Annotated in this window: 19 protein-coding genes and 2 pseudogenes; 7 read left to right on the forward strand and 14 right to left on the reverse strand. The window is 54.0% G+C overall.

Annotated features, from left to right (window positions below; translation table 11 throughout):
• Positions 1 to 54: 54 nt before the first annotated feature.
• Together JWF83_RS25280 and bglF are read right to left on the reverse strand one after the other, a co-directional pair.
• Complete coding sequence (locus JWF83_RS25280) at positions 55 to 1,449, reverse strand: glycoside hydrolase family 1 protein (RefSeq protein ID WP_413653253.1); 1,395 nt, start codon at positions 1,447 to 1,449, stop codon at positions 55 to 57.
• Positions 1,450 to 1,465: 16 nt separating this feature from the next.
• Complete coding sequence (gene bglF / locus JWF83_RS25285; protein ID WP_413653254.1) at positions 1,466 to 3,343, reverse strand: PTS beta-glucoside transporter subunit IIABC; 1,878 nt, start codon at positions 3,341 to 3,343, stop codon at positions 1,466 to 1,468.
• 348 nt (positions 3,344 to 3,691) lie between these two features.
• On the opposite strand from bglF, the gene zntB reads away from it, so the two are divergent.
• A complete protein-coding gene (gene zntB / locus JWF83_RS25290; protein WP_413653255.1) occupies positions 3,692 to 4,675 on the forward strand; it encodes a zinc transporter ZntB in 984 nt (327 codons plus the stop codon).
• Positions 4,676 to 5,147: 472 nt separating this feature from the next.
• Here zntB and ttcA read toward each other — a convergent pair whose 3' ends face one another.
• Both ttcA and JWF83_RS25300 read right to left on the reverse strand, forming a co-directional pair.
• Complete coding sequence (gene ttcA / locus JWF83_RS25295) at positions 5,148 to 6,083, reverse strand: tRNA 2-thiocytidine(32) synthetase TtcA (RefSeq protein WP_413653256.1); 936 nt, start codon at positions 6,081 to 6,083, stop codon at positions 5,148 to 5,150.
• A gap of 36 nt (positions 6,084 to 6,119) precedes the next feature.
• Positions 6,120 to 6,245, reverse strand: a pseudogene (locus JWF83_RS25300) (site-specific integrase); the annotation flags it as partial.
• 213 nt (positions 6,246 to 6,458) lie between these two features.
• On the opposite strand from JWF83_RS25300, the gene dbpA reads away from it, so the two are divergent.
• A complete protein-coding gene (dbpA, locus tag JWF83_RS25305; protein ID WP_413653257.1) occupies positions 6,459 to 7,838 on the forward strand; it encodes an ATP-dependent RNA helicase DbpA in 1,380 nt (459 codons plus the stop codon).
• A 48-nt stretch (positions 7,839 to 7,886) separates the two neighbouring features.
• Here the strand turns inward: dbpA and JWF83_RS25310 are convergent, their stop codons facing one another.
• Together JWF83_RS25310 and JWF83_RS25315 are read right to left on the reverse strand one after the other, a co-directional pair.
• Entirely contained in the window at positions 7,887 to 8,174 is a 288-nt protein-coding gene (locus JWF83_RS25310) for a putative quinol monooxygenase (RefSeq protein ID WP_413653258.1), read from the reverse strand.
• A gap of 57 nt (positions 8,175 to 8,231) precedes the next feature.
• Positions 8,232 to 8,547 (reverse strand): annotated as a pseudogene (locus JWF83_RS25315) (hypothetical protein); the annotation flags it as partial.
• A gap of 518 nt (positions 8,548 to 9,065) precedes the next feature.
• On the opposite strand from JWF83_RS25315, the gene JWF83_RS25320 reads away from it, so the two are divergent.
• A complete protein-coding gene (locus tag JWF83_RS25320; RefSeq protein ID WP_413653259.1) occupies positions 9,066 to 9,341 on the forward strand; it encodes a DUF333 domain-containing protein in 276 nt (91 codons plus the stop codon).
• A 39-nt stretch (positions 9,342 to 9,380) separates the two neighbouring features.
• On the opposite strand, the gene JWF83_RS25325 is transcribed toward JWF83_RS25320, so the two are convergent.
• On the reverse strand, positions 9,381 to 10,373 hold the full coding sequence (locus JWF83_RS25325) for a 2-hydroxyacid dehydrogenase (protein ID WP_413653260.1): 993 nt from the start codon (positions 10,371 to 10,373) through the stop codon (positions 9,381 to 9,383).
• Positions 10,374 to 10,586: 213 nt separating this feature from the next.
• On the opposite strand from JWF83_RS25325, the gene JWF83_RS25330 reads away from it, so the two are divergent.
• Genes JWF83_RS25330 through JWF83_RS25340 form a run of 3 tightly spaced genes read left to right on the forward strand, consistent with a single transcriptional unit; the run spans position 10,587 to position 13,734 of the window.
• Positions 10,587 to 13,220: a YdbH family protein gene (locus JWF83_RS25330; protein ID WP_413653261.1), complete on the forward strand. Its 2,634-nt coding sequence runs from the start codon at positions 10,587 to 10,589 to the stop codon at positions 13,218 to 13,220.
• The gene (locus tag JWF83_RS25335; protein WP_413653262.1) at positions 13,204 to 13,398 is read left to right on the forward strand and encodes a YnbE family lipoprotein; all 195 of its coding nucleotides are present in this window, start codon (positions 13,204 to 13,206) and stop codon (positions 13,396 to 13,398) included. Before JWF83_RS25330 ends, JWF83_RS25335 begins: the two co-directional genes overlap by 17 nt.
• 12 nt (positions 13,399 to 13,410) lie before the next feature.
• Positions 13,411 to 13,734 carry a YdbL family protein gene (locus JWF83_RS25340; RefSeq protein WP_413653263.1) on the forward strand — a complete coding sequence of 108 codons (324 nt, stop codon included), beginning with the start codon at positions 13,411 to 13,413 and terminating at the stop codon, positions 13,732 to 13,734.
• 68 nt (positions 13,735 to 13,802) lie between these two features.
• Here the strand turns inward: JWF83_RS25340 and JWF83_RS25345 are convergent, their stop codons facing one another.
• The gene (locus tag JWF83_RS25345; RefSeq protein WP_413653264.1) at positions 13,803 to 15,056 is read right to left on the reverse strand and encodes a lytic polysaccharide monooxygenase; all 1,254 of its coding nucleotides are present in this window, start codon (positions 15,054 to 15,056) and stop codon (positions 13,803 to 13,805) included.
• A 285-nt stretch (positions 15,057 to 15,341) separates the two neighbouring features.
• A complete protein-coding gene (gene azoR, locus JWF83_RS25350) occupies positions 15,342 to 15,947 on the reverse strand; it encodes an FMN-dependent NADH-azoreductase (protein ID WP_413653539.1) in 606 nt (201 codons plus the stop codon).
• Between the two features lie 266 nt (positions 15,948 to 16,213).
• On the opposite strand from azoR, the gene hrpA reads away from it, so the two are divergent.
• Positions 16,214 to 20,116, forward strand: coding sequence for an ATP-dependent RNA helicase HrpA (gene hrpA / locus JWF83_RS25355; protein WP_413653266.1), 3,903 nt, complete (start codon positions 16,214 to 16,216; stop codon positions 20,114 to 20,116).
• A 220-nt stretch (positions 20,117 to 20,336) separates the two neighbouring features.
• Here the strand turns inward: hrpA and JWF83_RS25360 are convergent, their stop codons facing one another.
• The 5 genes from JWF83_RS25360 to JWF83_RS25380 all read right to left on the reverse strand — a co-directional run bounded on the left by JWF83_RS25360 (position 20,337) and on the right by JWF83_RS25380 (position 24,356).
• Positions 20,337 to 20,471, reverse strand: coding sequence for a hypothetical protein (locus tag JWF83_RS25360; protein ID WP_413653268.1), 135 nt, complete (start codon positions 20,469 to 20,471; stop codon positions 20,337 to 20,339).
• A 31-nt stretch (positions 20,472 to 20,502) separates the two neighbouring features.
• Positions 20,503 to 20,946 (reverse strand): acid resistance repetitive basic protein Asr, encoded by a 444-nt coding sequence (asr, locus tag JWF83_RS25365; RefSeq protein WP_413653269.1) that lies wholly within the window; start codon positions 20,944 to 20,946, stop codon positions 20,503 to 20,505.
• 214 nt (positions 20,947 to 21,160) lie between these two features.
• Positions 21,161 to 21,964, reverse strand: a complete 804-nt coding sequence (locus tag JWF83_RS25370) for a trypsin-like serine peptidase (protein ID WP_413653270.1) — start codon at positions 21,962 to 21,964, stop codon at positions 21,161 to 21,163.
• 285 nt (positions 21,965 to 22,249) lie between these two features.
• Positions 22,250 to 22,663 (reverse strand): acid resistance repetitive basic protein Asr, encoded by a 414-nt coding sequence (gene asr, locus JWF83_RS25375; RefSeq protein WP_413653540.1) that lies wholly within the window; start codon positions 22,661 to 22,663, stop codon positions 22,250 to 22,252.
• A 205-nt stretch (positions 22,664 to 22,868) separates the two neighbouring features.
• Positions 22,869 to 24,356 carry a carboxypeptidase M32 gene (locus JWF83_RS25380; RefSeq protein WP_413653271.1) on the reverse strand — a complete coding sequence of 496 codons (1,488 nt, stop codon included), beginning with the start codon at positions 24,354 to 24,356 and terminating at the stop codon, positions 22,869 to 22,871.
• Positions 24,357 to 24,363: the final 7 nt, after the last annotated feature.

A 24,363-nucleotide genomic window follows, 5' to 3' on the forward strand; every position in this document is an offset into this window, starting at 1 on the left:
CTGAGGATCGGGATGGGTGATAAAGCGGGCCAGTCTCTGGCTGGCCCGCAAAAATTATTTCAGTGATGCGCCATGGCTGCCGATCACTTCCTGATACCAGTAAAAACTTTTCTTACGAGTACGGGCGAGGGTGCCGTTGCCGCTGTCATCACGGTCGACATAGATAAAGCCATAGCGTTTGGAGAATTCCGCTTTTGAGGCGCTCACCAGGTCAATTGGACCCCAGCAGGTATAGCCCCAGACTTCAACACCGTCCTCAATCGCCTCACGTACCTGTACCAGGTGATCGTTAAGGTAGGCGATACGGTAGTCATCGTGGATTGAGCCGTCAGCCTCCACCTTATCGCGTGCGCCCAGACCATTTTCGACAATAAACAGCGGCTTCTGGTAGCGATCGTACAGCTCATTCATCAGGTAACGCAGGCCTTGCGGATCGATCTGCCAGCCCCACTCGGAACTTGCCAGGTGCGGGTTAGGTACCATATCAAGGATATTGCCGCGCGCTTTCAGATTCTGTTCTTCGTCGGTAGTGACGCAGCCGGTCATATAGTAGCTGAAAGAGATAAAGTCGACGGTGCTTTGCAGATCACGTTTATCCTGCTCTGCAATCGTCAGCGTAATACCCTGTTGTTTGAAAAAGCGCGTCATATAAGCCGGATAATAACCGCGAACCTGGACGTCGCCGAAGAACAGCCAGTCGCGGTTCTGCTGCAGCGTCTCCATGACATCAGCCGGATGGCAGGTTAATGGGTAGAGCATGCCACCCAGCAACATATTGCCGATTTTGCCCTCTGGCACAATTTCATGGCAGGCTTTAACCGCGCGCGCGCTGCCAACCAGTTGATGGTGGATCGCCTGGTAAATGGCCTGCTTATCGCTCTCTTCCGGCAAACCCACGCCGGTAAATGGCGCATGCAGCGACATATTAATCTCATTAAAGGTCAGCCAGTGCTTCACTTTGTCTTTGTAGCGGCTAAACACGGTACGCGCATAGTTGACGAAGAAATCGATGGTCTGACGATTGCCCCAGCCGCCGTAGTTTTTGATCAACCCATAGGGCATTTCATAATGAGAAAGGGTAACCAGCGGTTTGATATTGTATTTCGCCATCTCATCAAACAGCCGATCATAAAAGGCCAGCCCGGCTTCATTCGGCTGCGATTCATCCCCATTGGGATAGATACGCGTCCAGGCAATAGACGTACGCAGTACCGTAAAGCCCATTTCGGCAAACAACTTAATATCCTCAGGGTAACGGTGATAAAAATCGATCGCTACATCCTTAATGCCAAAGTCACCGGGCTGGCGTTCAACGCGCGCGCCAAAAATACCCTGTGGCTGTAAATCGGAAGTCGATAATCCCTTACCGTCTTTCTGCCAGGCGCCTTCAACCTGGTTGGCGGCGACAGCGCCACCCCAGAGGAAATGTTGTGGGAAACGTGCAGTCATCTGTAATTCTCCTTGTTTATTTAATCAGGGTCAGCAGCGCAGCGTTCTCTTCGATCTGGCTTTGCTGGCTGGCCGCTAAAACGTCGATATAGTCTTCGCTGTTACTGATAATTACCGGGGTGGTGAGGTCATATCCGGCCGCAGTGATGGCGGGGATATCGAATTCAATCAGCAAGTCGCCAATGCTGACGCGGTCATCCTGTTTAACATGGGCGGTGAAGTACTGACCTTCGAGTTTGACCGTATCAATACCGATATGAATCAGCACTTCTGCGCCGTTGTCAGCGGCCAGGCCAATGGCGTGTTTACTGCGAAACAGCGAAGAAACCGTGCCGTTAACCGGCGAGACGACGCGTCCCTGCGCTGGCTTAATGGCAATGCCTTTGCCCAGTAAACCACTGGCGAAAGTTTCATCTTTCACCTGATCCAGCGGCAGCAACTGGCCGCCAATCGGGCTACTGATAATTGTTTTACTCAGTAAATCCGGATTTACAGAGGTCAGCGGCGCAGCCGGTGCGGCGGCCTCAACCAGTGGATCGTCGACGGTGGCAAAGAAACGGGTGGCAAGAGTGGCAAAGCTAAAGGCCACAATGGCGCCGGCAAATGCGGCGGCAACCGAAGCATCAAAACCGGTTTTTGGCACCACCTGAGCAAAGGTAAACAGGCCAGGAAAACCAAATGAGAAGGCGGTGGTGTGGAAGAAACCAAGAATTGCCGCGCCCATCGCCCCGCCAACACAGCCGAAGATAAACGGACGGCGTTTGGGCAGGGTGACGCCATATACCGCGGGTTCGGTAATACCAAACAGGCTGGCGCTGAATGCGGAAGCCGCGATACCTTTCATCCTGACGTCACGGGTTTTCAGCAACACACCGAGCGTCGCGCCGGCCTGACCGAATATCGCCGGCATCAGCAGCGGTAACAGCGTATCCTGGCCGAGCATACTGAGGTTGTTGATCATAATCGGCACCAGACCCCAGTGCAGACCAAAGATCACACATACCTGCCAGAACGCACCCGCCAGCGCGCCGGCAACCGCAGAGTTCAACTGATAAACGAACAGGTAACCATTCGCCAGCAACTGGCTTAGCCAGGTGGCGATGGGGCCAATCAGCAGGAAGGTGAGGGGGACCACTACCGCCAGACAGATCAACGGGGTCGTAAAGTTACGCACTGCTGCCGGCTGGCGGGTGTGAACCAGGCGTTCAATGATGCATGACAGCCAGCTGGCGAAGATAATCGGGATCACTGATGAACTGTAGTTAATCAGCAGCATCGGAATACCGAAAAAGTGAAGCGGCTGAGCGCCGCTCTGCTCGGCCTGAAATGCCTGCAGCATCACCGGATGCACTAAGGCGGCGCCAATGGTCATACAGATAAACGGACTACCACCGAATTTCTTCCCGGCGCTATAGCCGAGAATAATCGGTAAAAAGTAGAATAAACCATCACTGGCTGCGGTGAGCGCTTTATAGGTGCCGCTGCTGTCGCTCATAACGCCTGCCGCCAGCGCCACGGCCAGCAGGCCTTTCAGGATACCGGATGCCGCCATCACACCAATAAAAGGGGTGAAGATGCCGGAAACGATATCAATAAAACGGGCGAACAAAGGTTCTTTGCTTTCTGGTTGCTCTTCTGTCTGCTCACCAAGACCGGTCTGACTCACCAGCGCCTGATAGACTTCGGCAACATGGTTGCCAATGACTACCTGATACTGGCCGCCGCTCTCCACCACCATTATCACACCGGGATTTTTTTTCAGACCTTCGGTGTCTGCTTTACCGTGGTCTTTTAGCTTAAAGCGCAGCCGCGTAGCACAATGCATCACCGACTTAATGTTTCCCTTACCGCCCACTCCCTGCAGAATGGATTCTGATAAATCTCCGTATTTCATGCTGTTAGCTCCCGAACAAGCCCGAGTTTATGATGATAATTATTGCGTTACTGAATTCAGACCAAAAAAAAACCTAAACCACTGATTTCTGCCAGCGAAGGGCGGAAATCAGTGGTTTAGGTTTTGCCTGAGAATCAGTAACAATCCTGTTTAACTGGACTGAGTTTTCATCACTGCTCATCCACAGGCAAGCGATTTAGCTGCTTATCGGTTAAATTCGTGACCGGGATCTGATTTTCCCCGGAAGCAGGACATGCTTTGTCACCCTTATCCGTTGTGTGATGATTGCATCTGCCTGGCGGCACGCTAGACTGTATCGCATTGATTATGTTCAGACTGAGGCAAGACGTGAACGTTATTGAAGGCAAAGCACTCCAGGTTTCTGATGCCATTATCTCCTGCCAGCTGGATGGCAAAGGCGGACTGATCCCTATCAACGATAGCGAAGTGATTAACTGTGAGCGCCCTTGCTGGTTGCACCTTAATTATACCCATCGGGAAAGCGCCGACTGGCTGTCATCAACGCCGCTGATCCCGGATGCGGTGCGCGCCGCACTCTCCGGCGACAGTATGCGGCCCCGGGTCAGTCGCCTCGGCGATGGTTTTATGATCACCTTGCGTAGCGTCAATCTCAACACTGAGTCGCGACCGGATCAACTGGTGGCCATTCGGGTGTTTATTAACGATAAACTGATTGTCTCGACGCGTCGTCGTAAAGTGTACGCTATCGATGAGGTGCTGACCGATCTGCAAAATGGTAATGGTCCGATCGACGGCGGCAGCTGGCTGGTTGACGTTTGTGATGCGTTAACCGATCACGCCAGTGAGTTTATCGAACAGTTACATGACAAGATTATCGAACTGGAAGATGCGTTGCTTGACCAGCGTATCCCGGCACGTGGCGAGCTGGCGTTGATCCGCAAACAAATTATTGTTATGCGTCGCTATATGGCGCCACAGCGCGATGTTTATGCCCGGCTGGCCAGTGAACGACTCGGCTGGATGGATGACAATGAACGCCGCCGGATGCAGGAGATTTCAGACCGTCTCGGACGCGGACTGGATGATTTAGATGCCAGCGTGGCGCGTACCGCGGTGCTGGCCGACGAAATCACCACCGTTATGGCGGACGCCATGAACCGTCGCACCTATACCATGTCGCTGCTGGCGATGGTCTTCCTGCCGACCACCTTTCTCACCGGCCTGTTTGGCGTTAACCTCGGCGGTATTCCCGGTGGGGCCTACCGCTTTGGTTTCAGCATTTTTTGCCTGATGTTAGTGGCGCTGGTACTGGGTGTTGCCTGGTGGTTAAAACGACGTAAATGGTTGTGAACAGGTAAGAAAAGAAAGGAAAAAGGTGGGAAAAGGGCGGCTAAAGCTGATCGATATCAATAAATCGCCGCTGCTATCGCGGCAAACTCTCTCTCGCAGGTGAATGCAACGTCAAGCGATGGGCGTTGCGCTCCATATTGTCTTACTTCCTTTTTTGAATTACTGCATAGCACAATTTGATTCGTACGACGCCGGCTACTCGCCGGCTTTTTTTTGCCTGTTTGCCAGCGCTGATTATCCCACCTAAGCTTAACCTTCATCTCTGACGAAGGAGGAAAGCATGTTCGCAACTGATTATGCAGAACAGCCCCGGGCTTCCGATCCGGTACCTGTCGATCCCGTGCCGATTCCGGATCCGATTCCACGACCGCAGCCAATTCCCGACCCGCCGCCCGATGACCCGGACCCCCATCCGATTATTGATCCACCGCCATATAGCTAATAAAAAGGGGCACCGCAGTGCCCCTGATGGTTATCTGAGTTCGACAATATCCAGTCGCTGTAATGGCGGCTGTTCATCATCTTCTTCGGGCTGCCAGCCAGCTGGCTGTAGCGGCAACGACTCACGATCGAAAGCCAGATCGCCGCCGTCAACCACTTCGCCGCCGTGTTTAATGCCTTTAAAATCAAACAGCGCGATATCGGCCATATGTGAAGGCACCAGATTCTGCATGGCGCTGAACATGGTTTCAATCCGGCCCGGATAGCGTTTATCCCAGTCGCGTAGCATATCGGCAATCACCTGGCGTTGCAGATTAGGCTGTGAACCACAGAGGTTGCACGGGATAATCGGGTACTGACGCGCAATGGCAAATCGCTCAATATCTTTTTCGCGGCAGTAGGCCAGCGGACGAATAACAATATGCTTACCGTCATCACTCATCAGTTTTGGCGGCATGCCCTTCATTTTGCCGCCGTAGAACATATTAAGGAACAGCGTCTGCAGAATGTCGTCACGATGGTGCCCAAGGGCAATTTTCGTCGCCCCGAGTTCACTGGCGGTGCGGTACAGAATGCCGCGACGCAGGCGTGAGCAAAGTGAGCAGGTGGTCTTTCCTTCCGGAATTTTATCTTTCACGATGGCGTAGGTGTCTTCGGTGACAATTTTATACTCAACGCCCAGCGTTTCGAGATATTGCGGCAGAATATGTGCAGGAAAACCAGGCTGTTTCTGATCAAGGTTAACCGCCACCAGCGAGAAAGAGACCGGGGCGCTTTTCTGCAAACTGCTCAACAGTTCCAGCATGGTGTAGCTGTCTTTGCCGCCGGAGAGGCAGACCATAATGCGATCGCCATCTTCGATCATATTAAAATCGGCAATCGCAGAACCGACGTTACGGCGCAGGCGCTTCTGAAGTTTATTCAGGTTGTACTGCTCTTTTTTGTTAATTTCTTGATTTTCTGACATTTATTCGACACTCAAACTCAAAAGTGGCACCACAGGAGCCGGATTTGCACCTGCTGACAACATCCAGTATGCATATAGGGCTGTATGGTACGGATTACGTCGCCGAATACCAGCACGTTTTAGAGTGGCGTCCCTCGGCAAAGCTGAAAGTGACTTTGCAGGAAGCGGGCGACAGGGTGACAGGGGAGGCACTGCCGGCGACCAAAGATGAGAAAAAACCGATGACTTTTATTGATCCGCGCATCCACAGGGAGTTGTTTGGCTCATCTGTATCTGGCTGAAGTAACCTGATTGCCGGAATGATGCAGGAAAAGATGACTTTTCTGCTAGACTACGCGCCATTAAACCCGCCCGATTTTTTGCAGAGAGTTTCCCGTGACCGCTTTTTCAACCCTGACGCAATTACCCGCCAGCCAGCTTGCTAACCTTGAAGAGATGGGTTATCTGGCGATGACGCCAATTCAGGCTGCTGCGCTGCCCGCCATCCTTGAAGGGCGTGATGTACGCGCACAAGCTAAAACCGGCAGTGGTAAAACTGCCGCTTTTGGTCTTGGCGTGCTGCAACGCATTGATGCGGGCCGCTACAGTACACAGTCGCTGGTGCTTTGTCCGACCCGCGAGCTGGCGGATCAGGTAGCGAAAGAGCTGCGTCGTCTGGCGCGTTTCACTCAGAATATTAAAATTCTCACCCTGTGTGGCGGACAGCCGCTGGCGGCGCAGCGCGATTCATTGCTGCATGCTCCGCATATTGTCGTCGGCACGCCAGGGCGGATTATGGATCATCTGAAACGCGAAACGCTGAAACTGGACAGCCTGACCACGCTGGTTCTTGATGAAGCTGACCGCATGCTGGAGATGGGCTTCCGCGAAGATATCGATACCGTTATCAGTTACACCAGCGCCGAACGTCAGACGCTGTTGTTTTCCGCCACCTGGCCACAGGGTATTGCGCAGATCAGTAGCCGTATTCAGCGCGATCCGCTCACGGTAGAAACCGGTGATGTTTCCGAATTACCTGAGATTGAGCAAACCTTCTTTGAAGCCAGCAACCGCGAGAAGCTGTCGATGCTGATTGGCTTGCTCAGTCAGCAGCAGCCAAAATCCTGCGTGGTATTTTGTAACACCAAACGTGAGTGTGATGAGATTGCTCAGGCGCTGGATAGCAGCCAGATTAGCACCATGGCGCTGCATGGCGATTTAGAGCAGCGCGATCGTGACCAGGTTATGATCCGCTTTGCTAACGGCAGCTGCCGGGTGCTGGTGGCGACGGATGTCGCCGCGCGCGGTCTGGATATTAAAGAGTTGTCGATGGTGGTGAACTATCAGCTCTCGTTTGATCCGGAAGTGCATGTCCATCGCATTGGTCGTACCGCGCGCAACGGACTGCAGGGCAAAGCAATCAGTTTTGTCGCCGCCGATGAGATGGTGCGTGCCCACGCGCTGGAAGATTATCTGCAGATGAGTCTGAACTGGCAGCCGGGTGCGCCGCTGAAGTCGGTCGACGTCCGCCCGCTGGATGCCGAAATGGCGACCTTATGTATTGATGGTGGCCGTAAAGCGAAAATCCGTCCGGGAGATATTCTCGGTGCCTTAACCGGTGATGCAGGATTGTCTGCGGAACTGGTGGGGAAAATCGATATTACCCCCACCCATGCCTATGTTGCGATTCGTCATGACGCCGCGCGTCAGGCGATGAAGCAATTGCAGCAGGGTAAAATCAAAGGCAAAAGCTGCCGCGCACGTCTGCTGAAGTAATCGGACGCCCGCCAAAGCCGCTGTACGCGTACTTTGGCGGTAAACCTTTTAGTGCGTAATCACTTCCGGTGGCTGTTGTAACAGGCTTTCACTGCCGGCAATCAGCTTTTTAAAGTGCGGCTGCTGGTTATGCAGCGCAATTGCCGCCTCGTCCTGCCAGGTTTCATGAAACAGGAATACGTTGCCATCTTCCACACTGCGGTAAAGATCGTAATGAACGCATCCGGCTTCCGCGCGGCTTGGCGCCACACAAGCGTTAAGCACTTTTTTAAGTTCATCGGCTTTTCCCGGTTGTGCCACAAATTTTGCAACGATCATCAGGCTTTTACTGCTCATTTATTCTCTCCTGTACTCTTCGTTTTCGGAGCGACATGCTTGTCGCCCACTCTGTAGTTACTCGGTTGTTTCCTCTTTACCCGCCATCCCTGCCGGCATCTGATAGCGTCGCTGCAGATCGTCACTGGCATCATGCCACAGCTGGCGGGCAACTTCAGGTTGTTGCGTGAAAAGACGGCGAAAACGCTGTTCATTACGTTTAGCCTGTCCGCCAAACTTAGTGACCGCCGGTATTGGAGTAGCCCTGAGTATCCAGCACCCGCGCATTAACGTTTTCTGTCAGACTGAGCACATGGTCAAGACCACCAAAGCCAATATCGTAAGCCCAGCCGTCGCCGCCAATCAACCAGATTGCTTTCTCCACCAGTGCATCACCTCTCTGACTCACTGGCGCGCATCTTCTTCATCAATCATTTTAAGCGGTGCGCGCAGGATGGCGACGGGCTCACGCTGACGGTTTGTAGTGACATTGTCACTTCTAAGCTGCGCCAGTAGCGCTGCCGCTAGCCGAGGCCGCCGCGTCGTTGATTATTATCATAGTTGACCCTTAGCCAGAAAATATCAGCCATGTAAAATACAGGGTGATAGTTGCAGTTTAGCAAACGGGCATTCGGTGGATTTTGACATTTGTGTGCTGGCTGGCGGGGAGTCGCATTGGCGATCGCATCGGGCGGTTTTTGCGGCGGCGAAGAGAGGCTGCGCCGCCGCTGTAGCCACCCTCTGCGGTGGTTACGGTAAAGCGCGTTCAGATAAACGCCAGATAATCAGATAATCAGCTATTGCATTTTTTAAATATTATTAAGTAAAAAATCATTACAGCTATCGACCTGTGGTGAAACGTGGCTTATGCTGGCGAAGCTTTTCCTCAGACCTCATCCCGGAGCCCAACAGATGAAAGCAGCGATTTTCCTGCTTGCCGGCGCTGCCTTGCTATTATCAGCATGCAGCAGCAATACCGACAAAGAGCCGCCGCAACAGGCAACAGCCGCACACGTACCCGCCAGAGTGGCGATGTCTGATCTGGCCGCCGCCAATTGCGCTAATGCCGGTGGCACGCTGGCGTTATCGCGTCAGCTGGATGGATCGTCAGTGGGGATGTGCCAGTTGGCCAATGGTCGCCGCTGCGGAGAAAGTGCGCTGATGAGCGGCAGCTGCGCCCGTTTCTGACAGGATAAAAACGGGTCACCGGCGGTGACCCGGGCAGGATTATGCGGTCAGTTCATTGACGCAGGCTTCACCTTTCTCCAGCAGGCGTAAGTTCTCCAGCGTAGTCTGGGAAATACTGGTCAGGGCTTCGGCGGTTAAAAATGCCTGATGGCCGGTAAACAGCACGTTGTGGCAGGCTGACAGGCGACGGAATATATCATCCTGAATCACGTCATTGGATTTATCTTCAAAGAACAGATCGCGTTCATTTTCATACACGTCCATTCCCAGTGAACCAATTTTCTGCAACTTCAGCGCATCAATTGCCGCCTGTGAATCAATCAGACCGCCGCGACTGGTATTGATAATCATCACGCCATCCTTCATCTGGCTAAAGGCCTCGGCGTTGAGCAGATGATGATTCTCCGGCGTCAGCGGGCAGTGCAGGCTGATGACGTCCGACTGACGGAACAGGGTTTTGATATCGACATACTCTGCGCCCAGTTCCAGCGCCTGCGGGTTTGGATAAGGATCAAATGCCAGCAGTCGCATGCCGAAACCTTTCAGAATACGCAATGCCGCAATGCCGATCTTACCGGTGCCAATCACCCCGGCGGTGCGCCCGTGCATATTAAAACCAATCAACCCTTCCAGCGAGAAATTGGCATCGCGCGTACGTTGATAAGCACGATGGATACGCCGGTTGAGCGTCATCATCATACCAATTGCATGTTCGGCAACCGCTTCCGGCGAATAAGCCGGTACGCGTACCACATGAATACCCAGCTGTTTGGCCGCGTCGAGGTCAACATTATTGAAACCGGCGCAGCGCAGGGCGACAAACTTCACTCCCAGCTGCGCCAGTTCTTCCAGTACCGCCCGGCTGCCGTCATCATTAACGAACAGACAGACGCCTTCGCAACCTACCGCAGTTTTCGCCGTGCGCTCATTTAACAGGAAGTCAAAAAACTCCAGTTCAAAGCCGTAGCTTTGATTGACGTTTTCCAGATATTTCCGGTCATATTGCTTGGTGCTGTACACTGCAAGTTTCATTGTTACGCTCCGGTCATTAAACTTTCTGGCTGATTCTTTTGCTGAAGATAAACCATATTAACAATTATTCTCAATACGCAGTAAAAAACTGGTGGTTAATGGCGATTATTCTGCGACGAATTGTTTGATTTATGGATAAAAACTTCACCGGGGTACGGTTACGTGCCATCATTTATCCTACGATCGTGACGGACATAACGGATATTCAGTGCCATGAGTCGGGGCTTTTACATTTTTTGTGCTGCGCTACTGGCGTTGGTAATGCTGTTTTGCGGGCTAATGCTAAGCGTTACCCGCTGGCTGCCGCGTCTGGCGGGTATCTGGCTGCCGCCGGATACCACGATAGTGCTGGCGGGGAATCCGCACTGGCGCAATGGCGGTCTGTGGTTATCCGGTCTGAATTATCAGGCGGGCGACTGTGTGCTGGCGTCGGTAAGCGGCGTGACCCTCCGCTGGCGCCACCCGCGCTGGCAGGTCAGCGCCGATAGCCTGAGTCTGAATATCCCTTGTCTGAATAAGCTGCCGCCAGCAGAAAAACCTGACGCTCCGCGCTCGCTGGCAGCATGGCAGAAAATGTTGCCCGCGGCGGATATTGTCATCAGCCAGCTGGAGATCGCGCCTTATCAGGCGTATGCCGGTAAGCTGCAGCTGTCGCTGGATAGCACACAGCAGCAGCTATATTTTCAGGGCAACAACCTTCAGCTTAGTGCGCGCCTGCAGGGGCAGCAACTGCAGCTTCAGCAACTCCGTCTCAGCCACCCGGCGCTGACAAAACCGGTGATCCTCGCCGGGCAGTTAACCTTGCCGGTCATTCCCGCTGGCCTGCCGTTGGACGGAAAGTTGCACGGCGATCTCTCATTACCGGGTATGCCACAACCGCTGACAGTGTTGCTGAACTGGCAACAGCAACAGGGGGAACTGGTGATCAGTCCGCCGGATGAGGCCGCGCCGCTGCTCAGCCTGCCCTGGAACATTACGCCGCAACAGATTGAGATCCGCCAGGGCGCCTGGCGCTGGCCTTATGCCATGCAGCCGGTTTCTGGCGGCATATCACTGACGCTCAGTGGATGGCAGCAGGGGCTGGCCGCTACGGAAATCCGTGCGCGTCTCAACCTGTTAACTTCCGGACGCGGCGGCAAGGGGAACGTGGTGCTGAGCATGGGGCCAGGTCATCTGGATATGCTTAACAGCCAGCTACCGTTCCAGCTCACCGGCAGCAGTAAACTGCAGGCGCTACAGTTTTACAGCCGGATGGCGGGGATGATTAACGGGTCATTGCTCGATCCGCAACTGGTTCTGCAGCCGGGCGCTCTGCTGCGTATGCGCGGCCGCCTGCTATCGACGCTGGAAGTCGATGAGGCGCGCTGGCCGCTGGCCGGGGTAAAGCTCTCTTCCGCCGGTATTGATGGCCGTTTACAGGCCATTCTACAAGCGCACGACCCGAATATGGGGCGTTTTACGCTGCATCTGGATGGTCGCGCGAGCCAGTTCTGGCCGGATAGCGGGCGCTGGGACTGGCGCTACTGGGGGAAGGGGTATATGGCGCCGCTGGCGGCGAAATGGGATGCGGCGGGTACCGGCAACTGGCGCGACAGCACCATCGAGCTGAATACTCTGTCGACCGGTTTTGACCACCTCAGTTATGGCATGGTCAATGTGCAGTCGCCGCGCCTGACGCTGAATGCTCCGGTGCGCTGGCAACGTTCCGCTCAGCATCCCGCCTTTGACGGGGAGTTACAGCTGGCGGCGCGTGAAACCACCTTTACCTCGGGCGGTTATTTGCCTTCTTCGACACTGAATTTACGGGTTAAGGGCCGCGATCCGGCGGACTTTCTGTTTAACGGCGCATTGCAGGCGGAGGCCATCGGACCGCTGCGGGTCAATGGACGCTGGGATGGCCAGCGCCTGCGTGGCCAGGCGTGGTGGCCAGAACAGTCGCTGATGGTGTTTCAGCCGCTGTTGAGTCGTGAGATGAAAATGAACATCCAGTCCGGTACCCTACGCGCGCAGGTGGCGTTTTCCGCCGCCGCCCGTCAGGGGCTGGCGGCCGGAGGACACTGGGCGGTTAACAACGGCAGCGTACGCATGCCGGATAACGAGATCAATGGCGTCGACTTTTCGCTGCCGTTCCGTCTAAAAGCACATCAATGGTACTTTGGTGCGCGCGGTCCGGTTTCACTGCGGATTAAAGCGGTCAAAAACCAGTTTGCCCTCAGCAATATTACCGCCGATCTGCAGGGCAGCTATCCATATAGTGACAGGCAGCCGCTGAGACTCAGTAATGTGAGTGTTGATCTGCTTGGCGGTAAATTGAGCATGGCTGAGCTGTCATTGCCCCAGCATCAGGCGGCGACTGTCAGGCTGCATGAGATCGGCCTCAGCGAGCTGGTAACGGCGATAAAACCGAAGCAGATCGCCATGTCAGGGCATATTAATGGCGCTTTGCCGCTGTGGCTGAACCATCCGCAGTGGCTGATTCAACAGGGCTGGATAGCCAATAGCGGCAGCCTGACGCTGCGGCTGGATCAGCAAATGGCCGATGCCATCGCCAGCAATAATATGGCCGCCAGTGTGGCGCTGGACTGGCTGCGCTATATGGAGATCTCGCGCTCATGGGCCACCATTAACCTCGACAATCTTGGCGAGCTGACCATGAGCGCGCAAGTGGCCGGCAGTAGTCGCTTTCGCGATAAAACCCAGCGCGTGACGCTCAATTATACGCATCGTGAGAATCTGTTTCAGCTCTGGCGCAGCCTGCGCTTTGGCGATAACTTGCAATCCTGGGTGGAGCAAAACGCCACCCTGCCGTCGCAGAAGGAAAAGAAGAGTCATGACACTGATAACTAAGGCGCTGGTGTGGTTACCGGTGTGGGGGTTGCTGGCGGGCTGCGTGCCACGTATCGAAGTGGCCGCGCCGAAAGAGCCGATTACCATCAATATGAATGTGAAAATTGAGCATGAGATTCATATCCGGGTGGATAAGGATGTGGAAACGTTACTCAAAAATCAAAGCGATCTGTTCTGACGGAGGCCGGATATGAAGATATTACTCTGGCTGATGCTGGCGGCGGCGCTACTCTCCCCGTCAGCATGGGCATTGTCGCTGGCGGAAGCGCGTCAACAGGGGCGGGTTGGTGAAACCCTGAGTGGCTATATCGCGCCGATCAGGCAGGACAGTGAAACCATGGCGCTGGTCGCGCGGATTAATCAGGGGCGTGCTGAACATTATCAGCAACTGGCCACGCGCAATAACCTGTCGACAGCGGAAGTCGCACGCATCGCCGGTGAAAAACTGGTGCAGCGCGCGGCGGCAGGAGAGTATGTGCGCGGTATAAACGGGCAGTGGCTGCAGAAAAATTAACTACTGGATACGCTGGCAGCGAGCGTGATCGGTGCTGCGACAGCAGCGTATCCCTGGCCGATATCCGGTTATTTAACCGGTTCCCATGCCTGAGCCGCGGCGGAAGTCGCCATGTGCGCACCGCCTGGCGCATAGGCCGGGTGATTAATATTACACCAGCCCCCCTGCGGGAAGGGGCGACAGCGCCAGCGTTGCCCATCAAGTCCTTTCACCACCGTTTCACCGGTTTCATAGCTGCCAATCCCTTCTGGCCAGACTTTATCGCCGGGAACGCCGGGCTGGGGTTGCGACGGTTTTTCATCAGTGAAAATCGATAGCGCACTGGTATAAGCGCTATCTTTCACCCAGACCAGATTGGTGTGTACCAGCGCCAGCGTGGGCTCATATTGAATCTGGCCATGCTGTTTAACACCTATCATCACCACATCGCTGTGAGATTGATTCAGTTCCCGCGCCAGTTCTTCCGCCCAGCGGTAATCATCGGCATTTTGCGCGCTTACCGGAATATTAAGATCAACCAGTTCCATCCCGCCGGGGCCACCGAGTATTCTGAACCTGACATGCTCACCGGCCTTTGGTGTAATGCCGTATTTGATAAACGGCTGTTCTTCGTTCCACTCCTCTCCGGGTTCAGCCGGTTGTGTGGGATTACCGGCTTCATCGTCACCTTTCACTATCACATCGCTGCAGTTGAAAAAGACTTCATTACCGGTATCCTCGCGCTGCCAGAGGCTATAGATAATCGCCCGGCCGGTGATATTCGGGATCTCCAGTGGAATAATGTATCGCTGCGGTGCGTTACGTTGCCGCGGGTTTGGCATGACACCACGGTAGATTTCGCGTAAATCGGACCAGCGCAGCTCACGGTTTTGAAAGGTGTTGTCTTTGGTGATATACACGATGGCGCGGGAGGGGTTGTGGGGGGCCATCAGGTCCCATGTTAATTCCAGCGGCCCGGGGTAAATGGTGGTGGTTTTCCATCCTTCAGACTGTGGACGATCCAGACCACGCTTTTTGGGGTCGCCTGCGGCGCATAACAAGCCGTTCGGCACTGCGCGCTCGATCGCCGCCTGTTGATCATTGGGGCTGGGATTGGCTGAGATCTCATGCCATTGTGTGAAAGGGTAAGCATGGGAAACCAGAAAACTGGCGCGGCAGCCCGCGTTGGGGATGGTATCAACGGATTCTCCCCAGTAACCGCCATCTTTATAACACTGATACTGGCGTGAAATAGGGTAAGAGACGGCGCCGTGAGCAGCGGCATTTAGCGGTAGCGCGCCAGTGAAGAGAAGCAGCACTGACGTATAACATAACGTTTTCATAGTCGCTCCTGTCAGAATGGTATTAGTAACTGATCTGATAATCAGTATCAGTTACTATGTAGGTATGTTTTTATTTTTTGTCAAAAGGTAGTGTCTCATCGGGATTAATACGCTTTTTTACAGGTTTCTACGCTGAGTTTACGGCTTCATGCGGGGGATTATTCTTTAGCGGATTTGACAGGTGGCGGGGAAAGGCAAAGCACAAGACGGGCGTAATGGCGCCGCGGATAAAATAAGAAACGCCCGATAGCCATTATCGGGCGTTGACCGTATCGCGGGCGTCGGTTACGCCGCTACGATCTGTTTGATCGCGTCTTTGGCGTCGCTGGTGGCTTTCGTCGCCACTTCCGGACCGTAAGCGATACCTTCAGCAAACACAAAGCTTACATCGGTGATGCCGATGAAACCGAGGAACAGTTTGACATAAGGGGTCAGCAGATCGGTCGGGGTGTCTTTGTGAATACCGCCGCGGCTGGACAGGATCACTGCCTGCTTGCCTTTAACCAGACCTTCCGGACCCGCTTCGGTATAACGGAACGTCACGCCGGCACGGGCAATCAGGTCGAAGTAGTTTTTCAGCTGGGTTGGGATATTAAAGTTGTACATTGGCGCGGCAATCACCACGATGTCATGAGCCTGCAGTTCAGCAATCAGCTCGTCAGACAGCGCCAGTGCTTCCTGCTGACGTGGCGTCAGTGGAGCGTCGGAAGGACGCAGGGCGCCAACCAGTTCACCATCGAGTACCGGGATAGGATTTGCCGCCAGATCACGCACGGTAACTTCATTACCGGCGCCAGCCGCTTTTACCTGCTCAACATAAAAATCAGCCAGCTGGCTTGACTGCGAATAACCGGCGAGAATACTGGACTTAAGAACTAATACTTTGCTCATCATCTTTTCCTGTCTGTGAACGCGGAACACTGTCCGCTCAATGATTTACACTGTAGGGCCATTTATCAGCGAGTGATAGCGCAATATTTCGAGACCTATGTTCGAAAATATTGAACAAGCGCACTGAGAGATCGCGCTCACATTTATGACCCTGTGCTAAACTGCGCGCCATTAATGCTAAATATTTAAGGCCAGCGACGCTGGCGCCAGCCAGCGGCACTTTACGATAACTGACCGTCGCTGCGCTAAACGGGTACGGAACCAACATGTCTGAAAATACACATACTTCGCCGCTGACAGCGCTCTGGTCACGTCTTGACAGCCTGATGCTGCGCGATCGTCAACGTCTGCAGCGTCGCCTGCAGGGCGCCAGCAAAGTCAAAAACCTTGCGGCGCAACAGGGGATTGCTGATGAGCTGGGCAAAGAGATTGCCGATGCCGAGCTGCGCATTACTCAGCGGCAGGCAGCCATGCCGAAAATCACCTTTCCTGATAACTTACCGGTCAGCCAGAGAAAACAGGATATTGCTGCGGCGATCCGCGATCATCAGGTGGTGATTGTCGCCGGTGAAACCGGTTCCGGTAAAACCACTCAGCTGCCGAAAATCTGTATGGAGTTGGGGCGCGGGATTAAGGGGCTGATTGGCCATACCCAGCCACGCCGCCTCGCGGCGCGCACGGTGGCGAACCGTATTGCCGAAGAGCTGGAAACCACCCCCGGCGGCTGTGTTGGCTATAAAGTCCGCTTTAACGATCAGGTGGGTGAGACAACCCAGGTCAAGTTGATGACCGACGGTATTCTGCTGGCGGAGATCCAGCAGGATCGCCTGTTGATGCAGTATGACACCATCATTATTGATGAAGCCCATGAGCGCAGTCTGAATATCGACTTCCTGCTGGGCTACCTGCGCGAGTTACTGCCGCGCCGCCCGGATCTGAAGATTATTATTACATCTGCGACTATCGATCCCGGACGTTTTTCCCGCCATTTCAATCATGCGCCGATTATTGAAGTCTCCGGTCGAACCTATCCGGTTGAGGTACGCTACCGGCCGGTTTCCGAAGATATTGATGACAGCGATCGCGATCAGCTGCAGGCAATTTTTGATGCGGTGGACGAACTGGGTCAGGAGAGTCGGGGGGACATTCTGATCTTTATGAGTGGTGAACGCGAGATCCGTGATACCGCCGATGCCCTGATAAAGCGTGACTTAGCCCACACCGAGGTGTTGCCGCTGTATGCACGCCTGTCGAATGCCGAGCAGAACCGGGTGTTTCAGTCGCATAGCGGCCGCCGTATCGTGCTGGCCACCAATGTGGCGGAAACATCGCTAACGGTGCCCGGCATCAAATATGTCATCGATCCCGGCACCGCGCGTATCAGTCGCTATAGCTACCGCACCAAAGTCCAGCGTCTGCCGATTGAGCCAATCTCGCAGGCATCCGCCAACCAGCGTAAAGGGCGTTGTGGTCGCGTATCGGAAGGTATCTGTATCCGTCTGTATGCCGAGGATGATTTTAATAATCGCCCGGAATTTACCGATCCGGAAATTCTGCGTACCAACCTTGCCTCGGTCATTCTGCAGATGACCGCACTGGGCCTCGGCGATATCAGTGCCTTTCCGTTTGTCGAAGCGCCGGACAAACGCAATATTCAGGATGGCGTGCGTCTGCTGGAAGAGCTGGGCGCCATTATTCAGGAAGAGGGACAGCGCTATAAGCTTACCGCCTCCGGTCGCCAGCTGGCGCAATTGCCGGTCGACCCGCGTCTGGCGAGGATGGTGCTGGCGGCGCAGCAGTATGGCTGTGTGCGTGAGGTGATGATTATCACTGCCGCGCTGTCGATTCAGGATCCGCGCGAACGTCCGGTAGAGAAGCAGCAGGCAGCGGATGAGAAACACCGGCGCTTTGCCGATAAAGATTCCGATTTTATGGCGTTTGTGAATCTGTGGGACTACCTGAAAGAGCAGCAGAAAGCGTTGTCTGCCAGCCAGTTCCGTCGCCAGTGTAAAAGCGACTTTCTCAATTATCTGCGCGTACGCGAATGGCAGGATATTTATACCCAGCTGCGTCAGGTGGTGCGCGAACTGGGGCTGCCGGTGAACAGTGAACCCGCGGAGTTTCGCGAAATTCACGTCGCCTTACTCAGTGGTTTACTGTCCCATATCGGCCAGAAAGATGCTGATAAGCAGGAATTTACCGGCGCACGTAACGCGCGCTTTGTGATTTTTCCCGGCTCCGGACTGTTTAAAAAGCCGCCAAAGTGGACCATGGTGGCGGAACTGGTGGAAACCAGCCGTCTGTGGGGGCGAATTGCCGCACGCATCGAGCCGGAATGGATTGAACCGATTGCGCAGCATCTGCTGAAGCGCAGCTACAGCGAACCGCACTGGGAAAAGGCGCAGGGCGCGGTGATGGCCACGGAAAAGGTCACGCTGTATGGCCTGCCGATTGTTGCCGCACGCAAGGTCAATTACGGCCAGATTGATGCGGCGCTGTCGCGCGAATTGTTTATCCGCCATGCGCTGGTGGAAGGCGACTGGCAGACGCGCCATGCGTTTTTCAAAGCCAACCTCAAATTGCGCAGTGAAATCGAGGAGCTGGAGCATAAATCGCGTCGTCGCGACATTCTGGTGGATGACGAAACGCTGTTCAGTTTCTATGACCAGCGCATTGGCCATGAGGTGGTTTCCGCCCGTCATTTTGACAGCTGGTGGCAGAGTGTCAGCAAACAGACGCCGGAACTGCTGAATTTTGCCAAAGAGATGTTAATTAAAGAGGGGGCCGCTAATGTCAGCAAACTGGACTATCCGAATTTCTGGCATCAGGGCAACCTTAAATTACGTCTGAGCTACCAGTTTGAACCCGGAACTGACGCCGACGGGGTGACGGTACATATTCCGCTACCGTTGCTGAATCAGGTGGAAGAGGCCGGATTTGAGTGGCAAATACCCGGCGTACGGCGTGAATTAGTTATCGCTCTGATTAAGTCGTTGCCGAAACCGTTACGACGTAATTTTGTCCCGGCCCCGAATTATGCCGAAGCTTTCCTCGATCGCGTTACGCCGCTGGCAACCCCGTTGCTGGACGCGCTGGAGCGGGAGTTCCGCCGCATGTCTGGCGTCACCATTGAACGTGATGCCTGGCAGTGGGAACAGGTGCCCGATCATCTGAAAATGACTTTCCGCGTGGTGGATGAGAACAACCGCAAACTGAAGGAAGGCAAAGACTTAACGGCACTGCGCGCGGAGCTGAAAGGCAAGGTGCAGGAAACGCTATCGCAAGTGGCGGATGACGGGCTGGAGCAAAGCGGGTTACATCTGTGGAGTTTTGGTGATTTACCGGATCATTTCGAGCAGAAACGCGGTAATTACAGTGTCAAAGCCTGGCCGGCGTTGGTGGATGAAAAAGAGAGTGTGGCAATCCGTCTGTTTGACAGTCAGCAGGAGCAGCAGAAGATGATGTGGCGTGGTCAGCGGCGATTACTGTTGCTGAATATCCCTTCGCCAATCAAGTACCTGCATGAAAAGCTGCCGAACAAAGCCAAGCTGGGACTCTATTTTAACCCTTATGGCAAAGTTCTTGATTTAATTGATGACTGCATCGCCTGTGGCGTCGATAAGCTGATCGCTGAATTTGGCGGTCCGACCTGGCTGGAAGCGGACTTTAGCCGCTTACATGACAAGGTACGTGCTGAACTGAATGAAACCGTGGTGGAGATTGCCAAACTGGTCGAACAGATCCTGACGTCGGTATTTAGTATTAATAAACGCCTGAAGGGACGGGTGGATATGGCGCTGGCGCTGGCCTTATCCGATATTAAAGCGCAGATGGGGGCGCTGGTCTATCGTGGTTTTGTCACGCAAAACGGCTGGAAACGCCTGCCGGATACCCTGCGTTATCTGCATGCCATTGAACGGCGCCTGGAAAAACTGCCGGTGGATCCGCACAGCGACCGCGCACGGATGCTGAAAGTGGAGCAGGTGGAAAAAGCGTGGAATAGCTGGCTGAACAAGCTGCCGCCGGCGCGCCGGGATGATGAAGAGGTTCAGGAAATTCGCTGGATGATCGAGGAGTTACGCGTTAGCTATTTCGCTCAGCAACTGGGGACGCCATACCCGATCTCCGATAAACGCATTCTGCAGGCGATGGAGCAGATTGCGCTGTGAATCCAGCGTCGTACCGACCTTTGCGGGTTTGTCTGCGGCTGACGGCAACGTCAGTCTTTATCGCCATTGAGTACGCCGGTTATTTCAGCCGGGCGCGCAGGTAAAAGGACGGGAAGAAACGGTGACAATGCTGCCAATAGCGGTCAGGCATTAACTGTTAACGACAGACAGTGAGAAGTGATACCGGAAGTGGGTGCGGAACAGCAGTGTGTCAGAGTATTTAAAGCCAGAAGCTGGCGGTAATGATACCGCAGACGATCATCGCAACCAGGATGATTTCGAACAGATAGCGACGCACCATTTCCGCTACTCCGGTAAAGAAACACCCGGAAATCCGGGTGTTTATCATAGTCATGTCGTACCTTGTGTGCTAACTCGCGCGATTATTACGCAGCTGGAGTTGCAGCGGCTTTCTTAGCAACTTTTTTGTGGTGTTTTTTAGCTGCCTGAGCTTTCTGCGCTACTGGTTTAGCTTTTTTGTGCAGTTTTTTAGCTGCCTGCGCTTTCTGTGCTGCTGGTTTAGTGGCTTTTTTGTGCAGTTTTTTAGCTGCCTGCGCTTTCTGTGCTACTGGTTTAGCTTTTTTGTGCAGTTTTTTAGCTGCCTGCGCTTTCTGCGCTGCAGGTTTAGCTTTTTTGTGCAGTTTTTTGGCTGCCTGAGCTTTCTGCACTGCGGCTGTTTTGTGTTTTTTAACTTTATGTACTGAAGCTTTAGCAGGAGCTGCGGTGGTTGCAGCAACTGGAGCAGCAGCAGCCGGAGTGGTTTCAGCAGCGAAAGCAACTGAAGACAGACCCAGAGCAGCGGCAACAACCAGAGAAACTAATTTTTTCATTGCAAAACCCTCGAATGTTTTTCACCTATTAGCCCACTGCGGGGCTGGTGAAAGTACTATATGTAAATCACGCGCCAGTTTCCGTGAGTGTTTGGTATCGGCGTGTAACCGAATGTACGAAACATAAGGGATTGAATTAAAAACGCAGTAACCGCGAAGGGACGCCGGGACTAAAACGGCTGAGGCTGACGCTGAAGTCAGCCTTACCAGCCATTTACAGCGCCAGCTTTTTTAGCTGATCGCGAAAAGCGGTAACCGAAATCGCACGGTTATCGGCGCGGTAGCGGTCTTTCGCCGCCGGCGCCGAACTTTGCACCGCAATCAACTGCCAGCCATCGTCGGTTTTTAGCAGCAACGGTGAGCCACTGTCGCCCGGCAGTGTGTCACACTGATGGGATAATACCGAACGCTGTGCCCAGCCGGTAACCAGGCAATTACTGTGTGAGTAGAGGGTATCGAGGTGATCTTCCGGGTAACCGGCCTGAGTCACCTGGCGATCGACCGCTTTCAGCGCCGCAGTCAGTTCAGATCGTGAACCGGCAAACAGGGGCACTGGGACAATGCCGGTCGGTGGATTACGCAGCACAATCAGCGCGTAGTCATAAGGCGCCGCAGATGCAGGCACGATCCAGCCGTCACCATCAGCCTTCAGTTTTTTACCTAACTCCGGATCAACCCGTGCTTCAATATCATGGATCTCATAGCGCCAGTTGCTGCCATTAGCAATAAAACGTAATGCTACCGGTTTATCCAGCTTGCCGGGGGGCGCCATCAGACAATGGCCAGCGGTCAGCGCCAGATGGGTAGAGATTAACGTCGCACTGCACAGATTGCCGCTTTCAGTCTCCAGCTGACCAATGGCTTCCCACGGCATACTGGCAGTATCGGCCACCGGTTTACGGTCATCATGGCCAAAAAACAAAGTCTGAGCATCATCTTCGCTCAGTGAATCTTCATCAGCATGGGAATAAAATGCCAGTGACAGCAATCCCATCAATAACACAGCCGTTATGCGCATATCACTCTCAGAAAGGGCGAAAACGATGTAAATGTGGTTATCACGCGTTAAGCGTTAACTATAGCCGGTGAGAAGCAATAATGGGAGTTTAATTCGAAATATCAGCGTACTAGAGCATTCAAAGCCAGAAGCTGGCGGTAATGATACCGCAGATGATCATCGCAATCAGGATGATTTCGAACAGATAGCGACGCACCATTTCCGCTACTCCGGGAAAGAAACACCCGGAAAATCCGGGTGTTTATCATAGTCAGGTCGTGCTTTGCCTGGTAACGGGCGCGATTATTATGCAGCTGGAGTTGCAGCGGCTTTCTTAGCGGCTTTCATGTGATGTTTTTTAGCTGCCTGCGCTTTCTGCGCTACTGGTTTAGCTTTTTTCTGTACTTTTTTAGCTGCCTGCGCTTTCTGGGCTGCTGGTTTAGCTTTTTTCTGCAGTTTTTTAGCTGCCTGAGCTTTCTGCGCTACTGGTTTCTTAGCGACTTTCTTGTGGTGTTTTTTAGCTGCCTGAGCTTTCTGTACTGCGGCTTTCTTGTGTTTTTTAACTTTATGTACAGAAGCTTTAGCTGGAGCAGCGGTGGTTGCAGCTGGAGCCGCAGCAACTGGCGCAGCCGGTGCAGCAGCAGGAGTGGTTTCAGCAGCGAAGGCAACTGAAGACAGACCCAGAGCAGCGGCAACAACCAGAGAAACTAATTTTTTCATTGCAAAACCCTCGAATGTTTTTTTCATCTATTAGCCCACTGCGGGGCCGGTGACTGCACTATAGGTAAATCAGGCACCCGTTTCCGTAAGTGTTTGGTATCGGCGTGTAACCGAATGTACAAAGCATAAGGTTTTGAATTTAAAAGCCATGGGGAGGGATGGTAACGTGCGTCGCGGCGGCACGAATGCCGCCGGCAGAAAATCATCAGTTATGCAGATAACGGTTTTCCAGATGCTGACGGAAATAGAGCGGATTCAGATCTTCTCCGCTGGCATGGGTAATCAGTTGCCGGGTACTAAAGCGGCTGCCGTGCTGCCAGATATTTTGTTGTAACCAGTCAAACATCGGCTGCAGATCGCCGCTGCGGATCTGGCTTTCCAGCTGCGGCAGGGCGCGTTTTACTGCCTGGAATAGCTGGGCGGCATACATTGCGCCAAGCGTATAGGTCGGGAAGTAGCCAAATGCGCCATCGGTCCAGTGAATATCCTGCATGCAGCCGTCACGATAATTGCCGCTGGTATCAATACCCAGCCAGGCCTGCATCTTTTCCTGCCAGATAGCCGGGATATCCTCGACCTCAATCTCACCGCCAATCAGCGCGCGTTCAATTTCATAGCGCAGGATGACATGCGCCGGGTAACTCACTTCGTCAGCATCGACGCGAATCAGGCCTGGTTTTACCCGCTGGTTAAGACGAACAAAGTTATCGGCATTCAGTGCGGGTTGCGCGCCCATCTGCGCCACTACCTGTGGCAGAATCAGCTGCAGGAACTCAGCACTGCGCGACAGTTGCATTTCAAAGAACAGACTTTGTGACTCATGAATGGCGGTGGAGCGGGCATGCGCCACCGGCTGACCCGCCCACTGTTTCGGCAAGTTTTGTTCATAACGGGCATGACCGGTTTCATGGATCACCCCCATCATGGCGCTGAGGAACTGATCTTCTTTATAGCGCGTGGTAATGCGTACATCTTCCGGTACGCCGCCACAGAACGGGTGGGCGCTGACATCGAGGCGACCGGCATTAAAATCAAAACCAAGCTGTTGCATAATGCTCAGACCAAGCTGACGCTGGGCTTCGACCGCAAACGGACCGACCGGGCGTTCAACCGGTTCCTGTGCCTGTTTCGCCACAATCCGCTGCAGCAGATCCGGCAACCACTGTGTTAAATCACCAAAGGTTTGGTCCAGTCTGGCGCTGGTCATTCCAGGCTCAAACAGATCCAGCAGCGCATCATAACGTGAACAGTTATTGGCCTGGGAACGGATCTCCGCCTCTTCCCGGCTGAGCCTGACCACTTCTTTCAGGTTGGCGGCGAAGCCCGGCCAGTCATTAGCCGGACGCTGTTGGCGCCAGGCGTGTTCGCAACGCGAACCGGCGATCGATTTGGCTTCTACCAGCGCCGCCGGTAGCAAGGAGGCCTGCTGCCAGGCACGACGCATTTCAAACAGGTTGGCTGCTTCAACGTCATTCAGTGATTCCGCCTGCGCCTGTTCCAGCCAGCTACCCACCTGCTTCGCGGTCAGAATTTCATGTTGCAGGACGCTTAGCTCCGCCAGCGCTTCACCGCGCGCACGACTGCCCCCGGCAGGCATCATGGTTTGCATATCCCAGCCGGCAATCGCCGCAAGGTGGCCGAAGCGCGACAGGCGCCGGAAGGTGTTGGTCAGATGCTGATAAGCAGATGTCACTTTATAT

It is taken from the genome of Pantoea sp. B65 (assembly GCF_047308185.1).
In the GTDB taxonomy this organism is placed as follows: Bacteria; Pseudomonadota; Gammaproteobacteria; order Enterobacterales; family Enterobacteriaceae; genus Erwinia.

What these genes read in the sequence shown, in the direction of transcription:
- JWF83_RS25280 (WP_413653253.1), bottom strand. Translation starts at nt 1,449, where the DNA reads ATGACTGCACGTTTCCCACAACATTTCCTCTGGGGTGGCGCTGTCGCC.
- bglF (WP_413653254.1), bottom strand. Translation starts at nt 3,343, where the DNA reads ATGAAATACGGAGATTTATCAGAATCCATTCTGCAGGGAGTGGGCGGT.
- ttcA (WP_413653256.1), bottom strand. Translation starts at nt 6,083, where the DNA reads ATGTCAGAAAATCAAGAAATTAACAAAAAAGAGCAGTACAACCTGAAT.
- JWF83_RS25310 (WP_413653258.1), bottom strand. Translation starts at nt 8,174, where the DNA reads ATGAGCAGTAAAAGCCTGATGATCGTTGCAAAATTTGTGGCACAACCG.
- JWF83_RS25320 (WP_413653259.1), top strand. Translation starts at nt 9,066, where the DNA reads ATGAAAGCAGCGATTTTCCTGCTTGCCGGCGCTGCCTTGCTATTATCA.
- JWF83_RS25325 (WP_413653260.1), bottom strand. Translation starts at nt 10,373, where the DNA reads ATGAAACTTGCAGTGTACAGCACCAAGCAATATGACCGGAAATATCTG.
- JWF83_RS25330 (WP_413653261.1), top strand. Translation starts at nt 10,587, where the DNA reads ATGAGTCGGGGCTTTTACATTTTTTGTGCTGCGCTACTGGCGTTGGTA.
- JWF83_RS25335 (WP_413653262.1), top strand. Translation starts at nt 13,204, where the DNA reads ATGACACTGATAACTAAGGCGCTGGTGTGGTTACCGGTGTGGGGGTTG.
- JWF83_RS25340 (WP_413653263.1), top strand. Translation starts at nt 13,411, where the DNA reads ATGAAGATATTACTCTGGCTGATGCTGGCGGCGGCGCTACTCTCCCCG.
- JWF83_RS25345 (WP_413653264.1), bottom strand. Translation starts at nt 15,056, where the DNA reads ATGAAAACGTTATGTTATACGTCAGTGCTGCTTCTCTTCACTGGCGCG.
- azoR (WP_413653539.1), bottom strand. Translation starts at nt 15,947, where the DNA reads ATGAGCAAAGTATTAGTTCTTAAGTCCAGTATTCTCGCCGGTTATTCG.
- hrpA (WP_413653266.1), top strand. Translation starts at nt 16,214, where the DNA reads ATGTCTGAAAATACACATACTTCGCCGCTGACAGCGCTCTGGTCACGT.
- JWF83_RS25360 (WP_413653268.1), bottom strand. Translation starts at nt 20,471, where the DNA reads ATGACTATGATAAACACCCGGATTTCCGGGTGTTTCTTTACCGGAGTA.
- asr (WP_413653269.1), bottom strand. Translation starts at nt 20,946, where the DNA reads ATGAAAAAATTAGTTTCTCTGGTTGTTGCCGCTGCTCTGGGTCTGTCT.
- JWF83_RS25370 (WP_413653270.1), bottom strand. Translation starts at nt 21,964, where the DNA reads ATGCGCATAACGGCTGTGTTATTGATGGGATTGCTGTCACTGGCATTT.
- asr (WP_413653540.1), bottom strand. Translation starts at nt 22,663, where the DNA reads ATGAAAAAATTAGTTTCTCTGGTTGTTGCCGCTGCTCTGGGTCTGTCT.